General features: G+C 50.0%; 13 protein-coding genes. 7 read left to right on the top strand and 6 right to left on the bottom strand.

The window, feature by feature from the left end:
* Positions 1-2: 2 nt before the first annotated feature.
* The 6 genes from mnmG to rpmH all read right to left on the bottom strand — a co-directional run bounded on the left by mnmG (position 3) and on the right by rpmH (position 6,128).
* Complete coding sequence (gene mnmG, locus AWM70_RS19085) at positions 3-1,901, bottom strand: tRNA uridine-5-carboxymethylaminomethyl(34) synthesis enzyme MnmG (protein ID WP_068699062.1); 1,899 nt, start codon at positions 1,899-1,901, stop codon at positions 3-5.
* A gap of 193 nt (positions 1,902-2,094) precedes the next feature.
* The gene (gene mnmE / locus AWM70_RS19080; RefSeq protein ID WP_068700854.1) at positions 2,095-3,474 is read right to left on the bottom strand and encodes a tRNA uridine-5-carboxymethylaminomethyl(34) synthesis GTPase MnmE; all 1,380 of its coding nucleotides are present in this window, start codon (positions 3,472-3,474) and stop codon (positions 2,095-2,097) included.
* 204 nt (positions 3,475-3,678) lie between these two features.
* Positions 3,679-4,401 carry an RNA-binding cell elongation regulator Jag/EloR gene (gene jag, locus AWM70_RS19075; protein ID WP_068699060.1) on the bottom strand — a complete coding sequence of 241 codons (723 nt, stop codon included), beginning with the start codon at positions 4,399-4,401 and terminating at the stop codon, positions 3,679-3,681.
* Complete coding sequence (locus AWM70_RS19070) at positions 4,398-5,276, bottom strand: YidC/Oxa1 family membrane protein insertase (RefSeq protein WP_068699058.1); 879 nt, start codon at positions 5,274-5,276, stop codon at positions 4,398-4,400. Before AWM70_RS19070 ends, jag begins: the two co-directional genes overlap by 4 nt.
* A gap of 77 nt (positions 5,277-5,353) precedes the next feature.
* On the bottom strand, positions 5,354-5,701 hold the full coding sequence (gene rnpA, locus AWM70_RS19065; RefSeq protein WP_068699056.1) for a ribonuclease P protein component: 348 nt from the start codon (positions 5,699-5,701) through the stop codon (positions 5,354-5,356).
* A gap of 292 nt (positions 5,702-5,993) precedes the next feature.
* Positions 5,994-6,128 carry a 50S ribosomal protein L34 gene (gene rpmH / locus AWM70_RS19060; protein WP_009223341.1) on the bottom strand — a complete coding sequence of 45 codons (135 nt, stop codon included), beginning with the start codon at positions 6,126-6,128 and terminating at the stop codon, positions 5,994-5,996.
* Positions 6,129-6,659: 531 nt separating this feature from the next.
* Between rpmH and AWM70_RS19055 the strand changes: the two genes are divergently transcribed.
* The 7 genes from AWM70_RS19055 to recF all read left to right on the top strand — a co-directional run bounded on the left by AWM70_RS19055 (position 6,660) and on the right by recF (position 15,406).
* Positions 6,660-7,340, top strand: a complete 681-nt coding sequence (locus AWM70_RS19055) for a GntR family transcriptional regulator (RefSeq protein ID WP_068699054.1) — start codon at positions 6,660-6,662, stop codon at positions 7,338-7,340.
* A 161-nt stretch (positions 7,341-7,501) separates the two neighbouring features.
* The gene (locus AWM70_RS19050) at positions 7,502-8,863 is read left to right on the top strand and encodes a GntP family permease (RefSeq protein WP_068699052.1); all 1,362 of its coding nucleotides are present in this window, start codon (positions 7,502-7,504) and stop codon (positions 8,861-8,863) included.
* A gap of 71 nt (positions 8,864-8,934) precedes the next feature.
* Entirely contained in the window at positions 8,935-10,506 is a 1,572-nt protein-coding gene (gene gntK / locus AWM70_RS19045) for a gluconokinase (RefSeq protein WP_068699050.1), read from the top strand.
* A gap of 706 nt (positions 10,507-11,212) precedes the next feature.
* Entirely contained in the window at positions 11,213-12,562 is a 1,350-nt protein-coding gene (gene dnaA, locus AWM70_RS19040) for a chromosomal replication initiator protein DnaA (RefSeq protein ID WP_068699048.1), read from the top strand.
* Between the two features lie 280 nt (positions 12,563-12,842).
* Positions 12,843-13,985 carry a DNA polymerase III subunit beta gene (dnaN, locus tag AWM70_RS19035; protein WP_068699046.1) on the top strand — a complete coding sequence of 381 codons (1,143 nt, stop codon included), beginning with the start codon at positions 12,843-12,845 and terminating at the stop codon, positions 13,983-13,985.
* Between the two features lie 26 nt (positions 13,986-14,011).
* The gene (yaaA, locus tag AWM70_RS19030; RefSeq protein WP_068699044.1) at positions 14,012-14,227 is read left to right on the top strand and encodes a S4 domain-containing protein YaaA; all 216 of its coding nucleotides are present in this window, start codon (positions 14,012-14,014) and stop codon (positions 14,225-14,227) included.
* Positions 14,228-14,293: 66 nt separating this feature from the next.
* Positions 14,294-15,406 (top strand): DNA replication/repair protein RecF, encoded by a 1,113-nt coding sequence (recF, locus tag AWM70_RS19025; protein WP_068699042.1) that lies wholly within the window; start codon positions 14,294-14,296, stop codon positions 15,404-15,406.
* Positions 15,407-15,424: the final 18 nt, after the last annotated feature.

The raw sequence follows: 15,424 nt of genomic DNA, 5'->3' as shown, positions 1-15,424 counted from the left end.
ACTTACCCCTCTCTCGATGCAGTCGCTGCCGTTACCCGGTTGAAATGCTCCAAATAAACGAGCAGAATCGAAATATCAGCAGGTGTTACACCGGAAATCCGTGAAGCCTGGCCGATTGAGATCGGACGGATTTTGGCCAGCTTTTGACGAGCTTCGATCGCTAGGCCTTGAATCTCTTCGTATTCAATTTGCTCCGGAATTTTTTTCTTCTCCATCTTCTGCAGACGTTCCACATGGACGAGCTGCTTCTCGATGTAACCGGCATATTTCACTTGAATTTCAACCTGTTCCTTCATTTCTTCATCCAGTTCAACGTCAGAAGGATTAAGGCTATGAACCAAGTCATAGGTAACCTCTGGACGGCGCAAAATGTTCAGCAGATTGCTGCCATCCTGAATTGGAGCCGATCCGATGCCTTCCAGCAGCGGGTTGACTTCAGAGGGTTTCACTTTAGTAACACGAAGACGTTCAATTTCCGCTTCTACCTTAGCTTTTTTATTCAAAAATTGGTTATACCGTTCCTCGGAGATCAACCCGATCTCATGGCCGATTGGCGTCAAACGCAGGTCCGCATTGTCATGACGGAGCAGCAAACGGTATTCCGCACGCGAGGTCAGCAGACGGTAAGGTTCGTTAGTCCCTTTCGTTACCAGATCGTCAATCAACACGCCGATATATCCTTCGGAACGATTTAACACTACCGGATCTTTGCCTTGAACTTTGCGGGCCGCATTAATGCCGGCCATAATGCCTTGACCCGCCGCTTCTTCATAACCAGAGGTTCCGTTGATTTGTCCAGCCGTGAACAAGCCCGGCAGCCGTTTCGTTTCCAGGGATGGCCACAATTGGGTCGGCACCATCGCATCGTATTCAATGGCGTAACCCGTACGCATCATTTCAACCTTTTGCAGCCCCGGAATGGAACGAAGAATGCGAAGCTGTACATCCTCTGGCATACTTGTTGACAAACCTTGTACGTAATACTCCGATGTGTTTTTGCCTTCCGGCTCCAAGAAAATCTGATGTTTCGGTTTGTCGCTAAACCGCACAATTTTGTCTTCAATCGACGGGCAGTAACGCGGCCCCGTTCCTTCGATAACTCCCGAGAACATAGGCGCACGATGCAGGTTCTCATTGATAATTTCATGCGTTTCGATCGAAGTGTAAGTCAGCCAGCAAGGCAATTGTTCGTTGTCCGAACTTTTCGTTTCATAGGAAAAGAATTTCGGCTTCTCGTCGCCAGGCTGAATTTCCGTTTGGGAGAAATCAATCGTATCCTTGTGGACGCGCGGCGGCGTACCCGTTTTAAAACGAACCAGATCAAAACCAAGCTCCTTCAAATGAAGGGCAAGGCCGACGGATGGCTGTTGATTGTTGGGGCCGCTTTCGTACATCAGTTCGCCCATAATGATTTTGCCGCGCAGATAAGTTCCCGTCGTGAGAACCACCGATTTGGCGCGGTATTCGGCGCCCGTCTTCGTAATGACGCCTACACATTCGCCGTTCTCCACAATCAGCTTCTCCACCATTCCTTGACGCATCGTCAGGTTCGGTTCCTTCTCCATCGTTTCTTTCATCGTTTGCTGGTACAGGAACTTGTCGGCTTGCGCACGCAAAGCGTGAACGGCCGGCCCTTTCCCCGTGTTCAGCATCCGCATTTGAATAAACGTTTTATCGATATTGCGTCCCATCTCCCCGCCAAGCGCATCAATTTCGCGCACGACATGACCTTTGGCCGGTCCGCCAATTGACGGGTTGCAAGGCATAAATGCAATCATATCCAGGTTAATCGTCACCATCAGCGTGCTGCAGCCCATACGTGCCGAAGCAAGCGCCGCTTCAACGCCGGCATGGCCGGCGCCGACAACAATGACGTCGTAGTTTCCTGCTGTGTAGCCCATAACTGTACCTCCTCTAATTTTCGTTATCTAACATCTATAAAGGCAGAAGACTCTCTCCTGCATGCTTGCTAAAAAGATTGCCCGGCAGCCAGCGCATTAGCTGTCCTGTTCAGACAAGACGTTTAAAATTTTTACGACTCTACCATGATACCATGAAGAACCGTCCGGTAAACGTATTTCCTGCAATTTTCAGTTATTTCCCGAGGCAAAATTGCGAGAAAATTTGATCCAGCAGCGCATCCGGCGCCGAATCGCCGATCACTTCGCCCAGCTGCTCCCAGGCCAGCCGTACATCAATCTGCATAATGTCGATCGGTATCCCGCTGTCCGATGCCTCATAAGCGTCACGCAGCGACTGTTTAGCCTTCTTCAGCAGCGCGATATGTCTCACATTGCTGACATAAGTCAAATCTCCGGACTCCAGCTTCCCGCCGAAAAATAACCCGCTGATCGCGTCCTCAAGCCGCTCCAGTCCCTCCCTCGTCTTGACCGACAGCTCTACGATTTGTCCCTCTTCGAAGAATTCGTGCAGCTTGCTGCGATCGAGCTGCTGCGGCAGATCCGTCTTGTTGATCAGAACCAGCACCTGACGCTGACGGATTCCTTCTATTAAAGCGAGCTCATCCTCATGCAGCGGCTCCGCGCCGTTCAGCACAAGCAGAATCAGGTCCGCTTCCTCCACCGCCGCTTTCGAGCGCTCCACACCGATCTTCTCAACAACGTCCAGCGTTTCACGGATGCCTGCCGTATCGAGCAGCTTCAGCGGAATATTGTTGATCGTCACAAACTCCTCGATCACATCTCGGGTTGTTCCCGGGATATCGGTGACGATCGCTTTGTTTTCACGGGTTAACGCATTCATCAAAGACGATTTGCCGACATTCGGACGCCCGACAATCGCCGTCGTAATCCCTTCCCTCAGAATCTTCCCTTCATTGGCCGTCTTCAGCAGCCGGTCGATCTGGGCAATGACTTTATTGCAGCGTTCCTTAATAAATTCACTGGTCATCGACTCTACATCATGTTCCGGATAATCAATGTTCACCTCAATATGGGCTAACGTCTCCACCAGCGTATACCGCATGTCTTTTATTTCCCGGGAAAGATGTCCCTCTACCTGCTTCAAAGCCATGGAGAAAGCCCGATCGGATTTGGATCGAATCAAATCAATAACCGCCTCGGCCTGCGACAAGTCGATCCGCCCGTTCAAGAAAGCCCGCTTGGTGAACTCGCCAGGCTCGGCCAACCGGATATTTGGCTGCTGCAGCAGCAAATCCATCACCCGTTTGACGGAGATAACTCCGCCGTGTGTGCTGATCTCCACCACATCTTCCATCGTAAAGGAACGCGGCGCCCGCATCACCGTTACGAGCACTTCTTCCGTTTTCTCCCCTGTCTGGGGATCTATAATAAAACCGTAATGAACCGTATGCGTTTCAGCTTCCGTCAAATTCACCCGCGACCGCAGCAGTTTGGCAACCTCGGGAACGGCATCGGGTCCGCTGACCCGGATAACCGCAATCCCGCCTTCGCCTACGGCGGTTGAAATCGCGGCGATTGTATCACTCAACATTTTGCGAATGCCCCATTTCATTGAATTGTGGAATAGCAAGCCGCCGATCCTTCACAGGAATGCAAAACGCCCCCACAAAGCCAGCCTCCGTGAGGCATATATCCAAAGACTTTGCAGGGACCCGGGAAGGATCATTTCAGCTATGAAGATTAAAAAACAATGACGTTAGCCGGAGCCTCACGTCATTGGATTTGAACGGTTTATTTATTTATATCTAGGTGTTATGACTACCCGGCGATTCGGTTCATCGCCTTTGCTGAGTGTCTTTACCTCAGGATGATTTTGCAGCTTGGCATGAATGGCCTTGCGTTCCTGGGAAGGCATAGGTTCAAGAACAACCTCCTTGCCTGTCCGCACGACCCGCTCGGCTAGACGTTCTGCGAGCTCCTCCAGCGTCTTCTTGCGGCGCTGGCGGAAATTCTCGGCATCTACAATCAGACGTACAAAATTAGAAGAATAGCGGTTGGCCACAATGTTGGCCAAATACTGCAGCGCATCAAGCGTTTGCCCTCTGCGCCCGATCAGCAAACCGAGATTGCTGCCGGATATCGCCAGCAGCATCCCGTCACGGTGTTTCCTGATTTCAACTTCAATCTCAAGCCCCATACTTTCGCCAACTTCACGCAGAAATGACGCCGCCGCCTCGTAAGGATCACGGTCTTGTCCCACGGCTTCCTGAACGGTTGACGATTCAGACAGCACAGACTCAGCCGATGTTTCCTTTCTCGGGGGTTCTGATTCCGGATGTTCTTCGTTCAGCAGCGACACAGCCACCTTCGCGGGTTTGACTCCGATCAGACCCAGAAAACCTCTTGATGGCTGCTCCAATACAGTTACGGCTACTTGGTCCTCGGTTACCCCGAGCATGGCCAATCCTTGTTTCACAGCATCTTCAATGGTCTTTCCCGACGTCACGACCTTGTTCATTTGGACTTTTTAGCCTCCTTGGCGCTCCGGTTCGGAGTACCGGCTTTTAAGTTGGAGCCGCCTTTCTTCGAACTTCCCTTGCTTGGCGTCGTATCCGCCGCAACAGAGGCAACGGCAGCTGCCGGCTTCCGGTACAAGATATAATTCTGAATAATCGTGTACAGGTTGCTGTAGAACCAATACAAAGGCAAAGCGGATGGGAAATTGTAAGCCATAAAGAAAATCAGAACCGGATATATAAACATCATAAACTGCATAGGTCCCGCTACACTGGACGGATTCATGCTGGACATCATTTTCGTTTGAATGAACGTCGTTGCCGCGGCCAGCAAAGGCAGAATAAAGAGATGATCCGGTTTACCCAGCTCCAGCCACAAGAAAGAATGCTGACTGATCGCCGAGTTATGAATAATCGAATTATAGAGCGCGATAAATACCGGCATTTGAATAATCAGCGGGAAACACCCTGCCATAGGATTTACTTTATGCTCCTGGAAAAGCTTCATCGTTTCCTGCTGCTGCTGCTGCGGATTATCCTTGTACTTCTCTTTAAGCTTATTGAGCTCAGGCTGCAAGGCTTGCATCGCTTTCGAGCTTCTAACCTGCTTAAGCGTCAGCGGCAGAATAATCGTCCGGACGATGATCACCATCACCAGGATGGCAAGGCCGTATTCGCCTCCAAACCAGTTGGCAAAGCTGTCCAAAGTGAGCGAGAACCAATAGACTACATTTGCATTCCAGAAGTTACCGTTCCTCAGGTCTTCTGTTGTTGTTTGTGATGCCGCCGTGTTCCCGCAGCCTGCGAGCACAGCAATCAATCCGATAGCCAGAACAAGCAGAATCCATCTGCTCTTTTTAGTCTTCAGTAAAGACACTTCATAACCCCTCTCTTAGCCACTTCCATCAAGATAAATCATACCATATTCAGGTACGCAAAGAAAACAAGCCCGCCTCATTTGGTGGCCTTGAGCAAACCCGCTTTCCGGAAGGCGTGCAGCACGCTTTTCTCCAGCTCGGCATAACCCATTTCCGTAGCCCCTTTACGGACGATAAAAATAATATCGACCTGGCTGATCAGCTTGTCCTGGTTTAAACGAACAATTTCTTTGATTAGTCTTCGCATCCGGTTGCGAACTACGGCGTTGCCGATCTTTTTGCTTACCGATATCCCAAGCCGAAACTGCTCGACCTCGGGTCTGCGGGACCAATACACGACTAGCTGACGGTTGGCAAAAGACTTTCCATTCCGATATACCCGGCCGAAATCGGCCCTGTTGCGTAAACGCAGCTTTTTATGCACGGCTTTACTCCTTGCTGTTTGTTGCGATCTATAAGGAAGACAAAGGATTTGCTGCTCCTGTGTCTTCATTATCTCCGGATTTCACGGCATTGTAACCCTCAAACGTAATTGACAATCCGGAAACCCGGCCGATACTTATTTACGCAAAATAACCCCACAAAGTGGGGCCAAGCACCGAAGCCCAATCAGGTACTTTGCGGGGACCCCGGATTACTTATAGACGTAAACTAGACGTAAACGCTTAAAAGCTTTAATGGAAAAAAAGACCACCGTAGTGGTCTTTACGTACGCATTACGCACTAAGAACTTTTCTGCCTTTAAGACGACGAGCAGCCAACACCTTGCGGCCGTTTTTTGTGCTCATTCTTTTACGGAAACCATGAACCTTTTTGCGTTTGCTCACGTTCGGTTTGAAAGTAGGTTTCATCTATTTGCACCCCCTCACAGGATATCCTTATGCTAATTCGTATTTTCTCCGCTTATATCTCTTCGCAGAAAAAGCCTTTTACCATTTAAGCACGAATCAGGCCCAAAGTCAACTTAAACCTGCCTTTGACCCGCAGATCAATATCCACAGAAATAGATCTCTTTGGTGCCAATTATCAATTATCCACATGTGGATAATTGATTTAACTCGGTTTCTTGTTCTTTGATTCCGGGTATTCTCAGGGTATCCCTTTCTGTCCTTCCTCAAGCCTCTACTTCCTGCATCAAATATAATGCGCTTACAATTCAACTTTACAGGCTAGTTGGCAAGGAGTAGAATATAGCTTAGATTTTAAATATTGTATACAAGTATACAGTAAAAGGAGATGATGTTTGTTTGAGATAAACAGAGGCTTTTTCTTGTATCCTCTGCCGTTATCGGCAATGTATTTATTATGGATACGCCTCCATTCATGTTATGATCAATGGTGAACTTTTCACTACATATATTGAACGGAATGGAGAGAAAGACATGCGTTATCCTGCTGAATGGCTGCAGGGAACCTCTCTCGGCGAGGCTGTTGCCAGCGAACTGAGACTGCAGATCATCAACGGCACCATCAAACCAGGCGAGGTCCTTTCGGAGAACCGAATTGCAGCTGATTTTGGAACCAGTCGCTCCCCGGTTCGGGAAGCCATGCGGACCTTGTCGGCGGAAGGCTTGATCCGGCTTGAACGTATGGGCGCCGCCGTCATCGGCCTCCAGCCTAAAGACCGGGACGAACTTTATGACGTCCGATACTTAATTGAAAGCTTTGCCCAGCAGCGGCTTGCGGACAATCCTACAGATACTCTCATTGAACGGCTGAATAGGGTCATTGACCGAATGGAGCTGGCTGCCAAACACGAGGATATCGTGGAATTTGCTTTTCAGGATCTTACTTTTCACGAGACGATCATTCGCGAAGCTGATCATACCCGGATCTTTCATCTCTGGAACAGCATCCGCCACGTCGTCATGACGGTAATGCTTATTACAACTGAAGAAGTTTTTTCCCGTGGGGAAGACAATATTTCCCGAGTAATAAACAAACACCGTAAATTGATTAACGGTCTGAAATCGAAAGATCCAGCGCGGATTCAGCGGGAAGTGGAAGAATATTTTGCCGATTCGCGCAATACGCTGCGCCGAAGCCTTCCTCCTTCTTCTTGAATCCACCAAAGAAACGTTGGGCAAACCACCCCCGGCGTCTCTGCGCTCTAAATTGTATACAAGTATACTGATTGATCTCATAATTCTCGCTGAATGTGGGAGAATAACCGAAACACGGTTAATTGTAAGCGTTATATATATTTTCCATGGGGGTACCAATCATGCAATCTTTATTTGGCTTAAGCCACGATACCACTTTGCTGGTCTGGACGGTTCTCGCGATCGCGTTCCTGATCATCATGATCTCCAAATTCAAATGGAATCCATTTGTAACCCTGCTCATCTCCGCCCTGCTGCTTGGACTGGTGTCCGGCATGAAAGCGGCCGATGTGATTACCTCCGTGACAAGCGGTCTCGGCGGCACGCTGGGAACCATAGCGATCGTTATCGGCCTCGGTACTATTCTTGGTAAAATGATGGCCGAATCCGGCGGCGCGGAGCGTATTGCCACTACACTGATCGACCGGTTTGGCGAGAAGAAAGTCCACTGGGCGATGATGATCGTTGGTTTTATCGTCGGCATCCCGGTCTTTTTTGAAGTCGGCGTTATCCTGTTGATTCCTATCGTCTTTACCGTTGCCCGCAAAACCAAAATGTCCCTGCTGCAAATCGGGATTCCTATTTTGGCCGGCTTGTCTACCGTACACGGTCTGGTTCCGCCGCATCCGGCGCCTATGATCGCCATTGATGCTTACCAGGCTAATCTGGGCAAAACCATCCTGCTGTCTTTGATTGTCGGTTTGCCAACCGCCATTATTGCAGGGCCTTTGTTCGGCAAATACATCGGCAAACGCATCCAGGCTGCGCCGCCGGCTTCACTTGCTGAACAGCTTTCCGAGAAAAAAATATCCAATTTGCCTGGCTTCGGCATCACTTTGCTTACGATTTTGATGCCCGTCATCCTGATGCTGATCGGATCGATTGCCGATATCGCCGATCCCGATGCAACAAGCGGCTTTACCGTCTTCTGTGAATTTATCGGCCATGAGGTTATCGCCCTGTTGATTTCGGTTGTGTTTGCTTATTTCACGCTTGGCTTCGCAAGAGGGTTCACGAAAGAGCAAATTTCAAAATTTACGAGTGAATGTCTGGCCCCTACCGCAACGATTATCCTGATTATCGGCGGCGGCGGCGCGTTCAAGCAGGTGCTTATTAACAGCGGTGTAGGCACAGCGATTGCCCATGTGGCGACAAACGCCCATATTAATGTTATTTTGTTTGCATGGCTTGTGGCTGCTTTGATCCGCGTCGCAACCGGTTCCGCAACCGTAGCGATGACCACGGCTGCCGGCATTGTCGCTCCCGTTCTGGCCGCCACACCCGGCGCAAGCATCGAACTGGTCGTCCTCGCGACTGGAGCAGGTTCACTGGTGCTGTCCCATGTCAATGACGCCGGCTTCTGGATGATCAAGGAGTTCTTCAACCTGTCCGTGCCTCAGACGCTCAAATCATGGACCGTGATGGAGACGCTTCTGTCCGTAATCGCCCTTGTCTTTATTCTTATTCTGAGCATCTTTGTTTAAAGGCCGTCCGGCCTTTTCTAACTCTATAATCAAGTTGTCATCAGTAAAAATAATGGAAGAAGGCTTTAAACATGAACTCGACCTCTTTAATTGCTAAAAAAGATTCTTTATATATGATAGGTGTCGATATCGGCACCACCAGCACCAAATCCGTCCTGTTTCTTCAGGACGGTTCTATTTTATCAACGGCACATGTGGAATATCCGCTGTATACGCCCTCGGCCGACATCGCCGAACAGGATCCCGAAGACATCCTGTCGGCAGTGATCGAAACGATCCGCCGGGTAATGACGGAGAGCGGCGCAGCGCCGGAGCAGGTGATATTTGTTTCCTTCAGCTCCGCTATGCACAGCGTCATTCCGGTGGACGCCTCCGGCCGTCCACTGATGCGCGGCATGACCTGGGCTGACAACCGCAGCGCCGGCTGGACCGACAAGCTCAAGCGCGAGCTGGGCGGGCATGAGATTTTTCTAAGAACAGGCACTCCGATCCACCCGATGTCTCCGCTCACCAAAATTCTCTGGATGCGCCATGAAGAGCCGGACATGTTCGCTCAGGCCGCAAAATTTATTTCCATAAAGGAATATGTATTTCTGAAATTGTTCGGCGACTATGTGATCGATTATTCGATGGCCTCCTGCACCGGCCTGTTTGAGCTTGAGAAGCTGGATTGGGACCAAGGCGCTCTGGAGACAGCCGGCATCACAGCTGACCGCCTGTCGAAACCTGTGCCGACCACCCATGAGATGAAAGGCCTCTCCCCTGTTTATGCCGAACAGATGGGGCTGCTGCCGGACACCTCCTTTATTGTTGGAGCAACAGACGGTGTATTGTCCAACCTGGGCGTCAATGCCATTGACCCCGGCGTAGTCGCCGTTACGATTGGAACCAGCGGCGCAATCCGTACCGTTGTGGACCACCCCGTTATCGATCCTAAGGGTCGTATCTTTTGTTATGCGCTGACCGACAAACTTTGGGTCATTGGCGGGCCTGTCAACAACGGCGGTGTCATTTTCCGCTGGGCCCGGGATGAATTCGCCGCTTCCGAGGTCGAAACAGCCAAACGTCTCGGGATCAGCCCTTATGATGTGCTGACCAAAATTGCCGAACGGGTTCGTCCTGGTTCGGAAGGTCTGCTCTTCCACCCTTATTTGGCCGGTGAGCGCGCTCCGCTCTGGAATCCGGACGCCCGCGGCTCTTTCTTCGGCTTAACCCTGCACCACCAGAAGGAGCATATGATCCGCGCCGTCCTGGAGGGCGTTATCTATAATCTTTACACCGTGCTTCTGGCAATGGAGGAACAAATTGGCCAACCGACAAAAATTATGGCCACCGGCGGATTCGCCCGCTCCGAGCTATGGCGTCAAATGATGGCTGACATCTTCGATCAGCCTGTAACCGTGCCTGAAAGCATCGAGAGCTCCTGCCTGGGCGCTGTCGTGCTCGGCTTGTATGCGACCGGACGCGTCGATTCCTTGCGCGTTGTAGCCGATATGGTGGGCTCTACGCACCAGCACGTTCCTCACAAGGGGCATGCCGTCCTGTACAAAGAGCTGCTGCCGATCTTTATCCGCCTCTCCCGCAAGCTGGAGGATGAATACGCCGATCTGGCCGATTTCCAGCGGAAGCACGGCTCCCTGTAAGCTACGTAAAGTCTGTAGAGCTTTCTATCTGCAGCTAAACTATCTTTAATAGTTTTTAATCTTTGGAAAGCCCGCAAGGCGTGCACAAGCACGCCTTGCGGGCTTTCCTTTTTTCCGCGAAGCGGGAAAATTTTAGGCCAATTTTTAGGGACTATACGCGTATTTTCGCCCCATATGACAAACCGACAGCAGAAAGCGGCAGTGAACGGCAGTGGATAACTGAAATCTGCAAAAAGAGGAGGCTCTTCGTAAATTGTGCATAAGATTTGCTGGCATTTTTCGGTTTATGTCGAAAACTGAACAAATTATAAACAATATGTAGTGGTGTGGAAGATTTTTATGCACAAGTTATTGAATTTGTGGATAAATTCCGCCGACTCATTGAAATATAAGCCTTCTTTTGCTATGATTAGATTGCTTTTCGGTGTGAATATCTTTTAAACCCTCGAAGATTATCAACAGCCTGTGGATAAAATTGTGAACAATTTCAATTTATCCTCATCGCACTTAATTTCATAAACACGACTATTGGGGATAAACTTCCCCTTTATTTCTGTTTTTTCGACTCGTTTTTTCAGTTTCCGCTCTCCATCTTCGCCACGTCTTGACCTCTCGGCCCAGGAACCAACGAAGATTTCGGCTCCGGTGAAGGAGCAGTTTTATGGCTTAAGCCACAATTGTAAGTGTTATAAAGGAGTGACAGTCTGTGGACAGCCATACCTCTGAATTATGGCAGCAAATCCTATCTATTATCCAAACCAAGCTGAGCAAACCAAGCTTTGATACCTGGTTTAAAGCAACCAAACCCGTTTCCATCACCGACCGTTCCGTCGTGATTTCTGCGCCGACCACCTTTGCGGTAGAGTGGCTGGAGAGCCGGTACACCAAGCTGGTTGCTTCCACAATTTACGAAGTCATGGGCAAACAGGTCGATGTAACCTTCGAAATTGAAGAGAACAAACAAGCCGAACAAGTCACGCCTCAGCCGCAGGTGCAGCAGGTCGTGGTGTCGGAAGAGCCGATCTCCAACATGCTGAATCCGAAATATACGTTCGATACGTTCGTTATCGGCTCAGGCAACCGCTTTGCGCATGCCGCTTCCCTGGCTGTAGCCGAAGCGCCCGCGCGGGCCTACAATCCTTTATTTCTGTACGGCGGCGTAGGACTTGGCAAAACGCATCTCATGCATGCGATCGGCCACTACATTCTGGAGCATTCGCCGAGCAGCAAAGTCGTCTATATCTCTTCCGAGAAGTTTACGAACGAATTTATCAATGCGATCCGCGATAACCGCGGGGAGAGCTTCCGGAACAAATACCGGAACATCGATATTCTGCTGATCGACGATATTCAGTTTTTGGCGGGCAAAGAGTCGACGCAGGAGGAATTTTTCCATACGTTTAATGCGCTGCACGAGGAACGCAAACAAATCATCATCTCCAGTGACCGGCCGCCGAAAGAGATTCCGACGCTGGAAGAACGGCTCAGATCCCGGTTTGAATGGGGCTTGATCACGGATATCCAGCCGCCTGATCTGGAGACGCGGATTGCGATCCTGCGCAAGAAAGCGCGGGCGGAGAACCTCGATATCCCGAACGAAGCTATGATGTACATTGCCAATCAAATTGATACGAACATCCGCGAGCTTGAAGGCGCGCTGATCCGGGTGGTCGCTTATTCCTCGCTGATCAATCAGGACGTAACCACACATCTGGCAGCCGAGGCGCTCAAGGACATCATTCCGTCCAGCCGGCCGAAGATGATCACCATTCAGGATATCCAGCAGAAGGTCGGCGAATATTACAACCTTAGGCTAGAGGACTTCAAAGCGCGGAAACGGACCAAAGCGATTGCTTTCCCGCGGCAGATAGCTATGTATTTATCAAGGGAGCTGACCGACTATTCCCTTCCTAAGATTGGGGAAGCCTTCGGCGGACGCGACCATACAACCGTAATCCATGCCCACGAGAAAATTTCGCAGCAGATGAAGACCGATCAGGAATTGTTTAAGATCATCAATAACATTACAGAGAAAATTAAAAACACAACGGCCTAACTTATTCACAAGTGAATAACTCGTCCAATGCTCCAAAGCCTATGCACAAGCTATGCACATGTGGATAGGCTTGATTTTATATTGTCATCGGGCTTATCCACATATTCAGTGCCCCTACTGCTATTACTACTATTTTTTAAAAGATTAATAACTTCAAAGACAGCAGCCTGCCGGCCGCTCTGAGAGAAGAAGACCAAACAACCCGGCTCCGCCGGCTTCAGCAAAAAAAGAGGAAGAGAACCTGCTGCCAGCAGCTTAACTACCGATTAGGAGTGACATTATGAAAATCCGGATTTTGAAAAATGAACTGAATGAATCGATCCAGCATGTATCCAAAGCGATCTCCAGCCGCACAACGATTCCGATTTTGACGGGGATCAAACTTGAGGTGAATTTCCAAGGACTGACGCTGACCGCCAGCGATACAGATATTTCTATCCAGGCTTTTATTCCGCAGGAGGACAACAACAAGCAGATCGTTCAGGTTGAACGTCCGGGCAGTGTAGTGCTTCCGGCTAAATTTTTCGTTGAAATCATCAAGAAGCTGCCCTCTTCCGAAATTGAGATGGAGGTGAAAGAAGGGTTCCAAACCTTTATCCGTTCCGGCTCCACGGACATCCAGATGGTTGGCCTTGATCCTGAGGAATTCCCGGTTCTGCCGATGGTCGAAGAAGACCAGGTCATCTCCCTGCCGGGCGATTTGCTGCGGAACATGATCAAACAAACCGTGTTCTCCATTTCTACCCATGAAACGACGCCGATCCTGACCGGGGTTTTGTGGAACCTAAGCGATAACCTGTTCAAGTTTGTGGCTACGGACCGCCACCGCTTGGCCAGCCGCACGGCTCCAATCGAGAACGCGGAGGATATCCGCTTCAGCAACATTGTCATTTCAGGCAAAACCTTAAACGAATTAAGCAAAATCATTCCTGACCAGAACACGATGGTCGACATCGTAGTGGCCGATAATCAGGTGCTGTTCAAAATTGACCGGGTGCTGTTCTATTCCCGCATCCTCGACGGCACATACCCGGACACTTCCAAGATTATTCCGTCGCATTACAAAACAGAACTTGTTGTGGATACAAAAAAATTGAGCGATTCAATCGACCGGGCTTATTTGCTGTCGCGTGAGGAGAAGACCAACATCGTCAAGCTGCAGACGCTGGAGGACGGTACGATTGAAATCTCATCAAGTTCTTCCGAGCTAGGCAAAGTAACCGAGCAGCTGGATGTTGTTAATTTCACAGGCGATCCGCTTAAAATCTCGTTTAACTCGAAATATATGCTCGACGTGCTGAAAGTGGTGGAAAGCGAGCAGCTGCATATCGGATTCACCGGCGCCATGAGCCCGATCATTGTGAAGCCGATGGATGAAAGCCGCAGCCTTTATCTGATTCTGCCTTACCGGACGACGAATTAAATCATCCGAAAGGATAAGTGAAACTGATGAAACAGGTTAAAATTCATAGCGAATACATTAAGCTTGACCAATTCCTGAAGCTGTCGGACTGCGTGCCGACCGGGGGAATGGCGAAAGCGCTGCTGCAGGAGAATCTGGTGAAGGTGAACGGGGAGCCGGAGGACCGGCGCGGACGCAAGCTGTATCCCGGAGATCGGGTTGAGGTTGAAGGCGAGGGTTCCTTTGAGGTTGCTGCAGAGTGAATGCCTCTAATGCGGTCCGGATAGGAGATCTCGTCCGGATGCTTGAAGAGTAGGAGGAACCGCTGCATGTTTGTCAAAAATTTAAGCTTGCAACATTACCGGAACTATGAGGAGCTGAAGCTGGAGGCTTTCGGCAGCGTCAATTTGCTGCTTGGCAATAACGCCCAGGGCAAAACCAATCTGCTGGAAGCTATCCTGATGCTCGCGCTGACCAAATCGCACCGCACGTCCAAAGACAAGGAATTGATCTCCTTTCCGGCGGACGCAGCGGTGCTTGCTGCGCTCATTGAACGGAAATACGGGGCGGTGAACCTGGAGCTCAGGCTTTCGCCGCAAGGTAAAAAAGCCAAGCTTAACGGGCTGGAGCAGCGGAAGCTGAGCGATTTTGTCGGGACGCTGAACGTCGTTATGTTCGCTCCGGAGGATCTCGAAATCGTCAAAGGAACGCCCGGCATCCGCCGGCGTTTCCTGGATATGGAGATCGGCCAGGTCATGCCGAGTTATCTGTTTCATCTTCAGCAGTACCAGAAGGTGCTTGTCCAGCGCAACAATTTGCTGAAGTCGGCTTTTCAGGCAGGACCGGAAGCTTTGGTGATGCTGGAGATCTGGAATGAACAATTGGCAGAACATGGTGTTAAAATCATCAAGAGAAGGAAACAATTTATAAGAAAACTGCAGCGATGGGCGGCGGACATCCATTTGGGGATCACCAACGGCTCCGAGAACCTTGAATTGACCTATTTGCCATCGTTTGGCGATGCCGAAGAGGAAGATGAAGCTGTCTTATTGCAGCAATTTATGATAAAGTTATCACAATTGAAAGATCAGGAAATAAGACGGGGCATGACGCTGGCCGGGCCGCACCGGGACGATATTGCGTTCCATATCAACGGCAAGGAAGCGCAGGTATTCGGTTCTCAGGGACAGCAGCGGACGACCGCGCTTTCGCTGAAGCTGGCGGAAATTGAACTGATTCACCAGGAAATCGGGGAGTACCCGGTTCTGCTGCTGGACGATGTCTTATCCGAGCTTGACCCTTACCGTCAAACCCAACTGATCGAAACGTTCCAGAGCAAAGTGCAGACGTTTATTACGGCTACCGGCATGGAGAGCATCAATGCCGCCAAGCTGAAGGACGCCAGCATTTTTCATGTTCAAAGCGGACAAGTGATGTCTTAGAAAACGGGGGCGGGCAAG

Origin of the sequence: Paenibacillus yonginensis, assembly GCF_001685395.1 — a bacterium.
Taxonomy (GTDB): Bacteria; Bacillota; Bacilli; order Paenibacillales; family Paenibacillaceae; genus Fontibacillus; species Fontibacillus yonginensis.
Note: the sequence above shows the minus strand (reverse complement) of the source record. Positions and strands in the feature narration are given on the sequence as shown.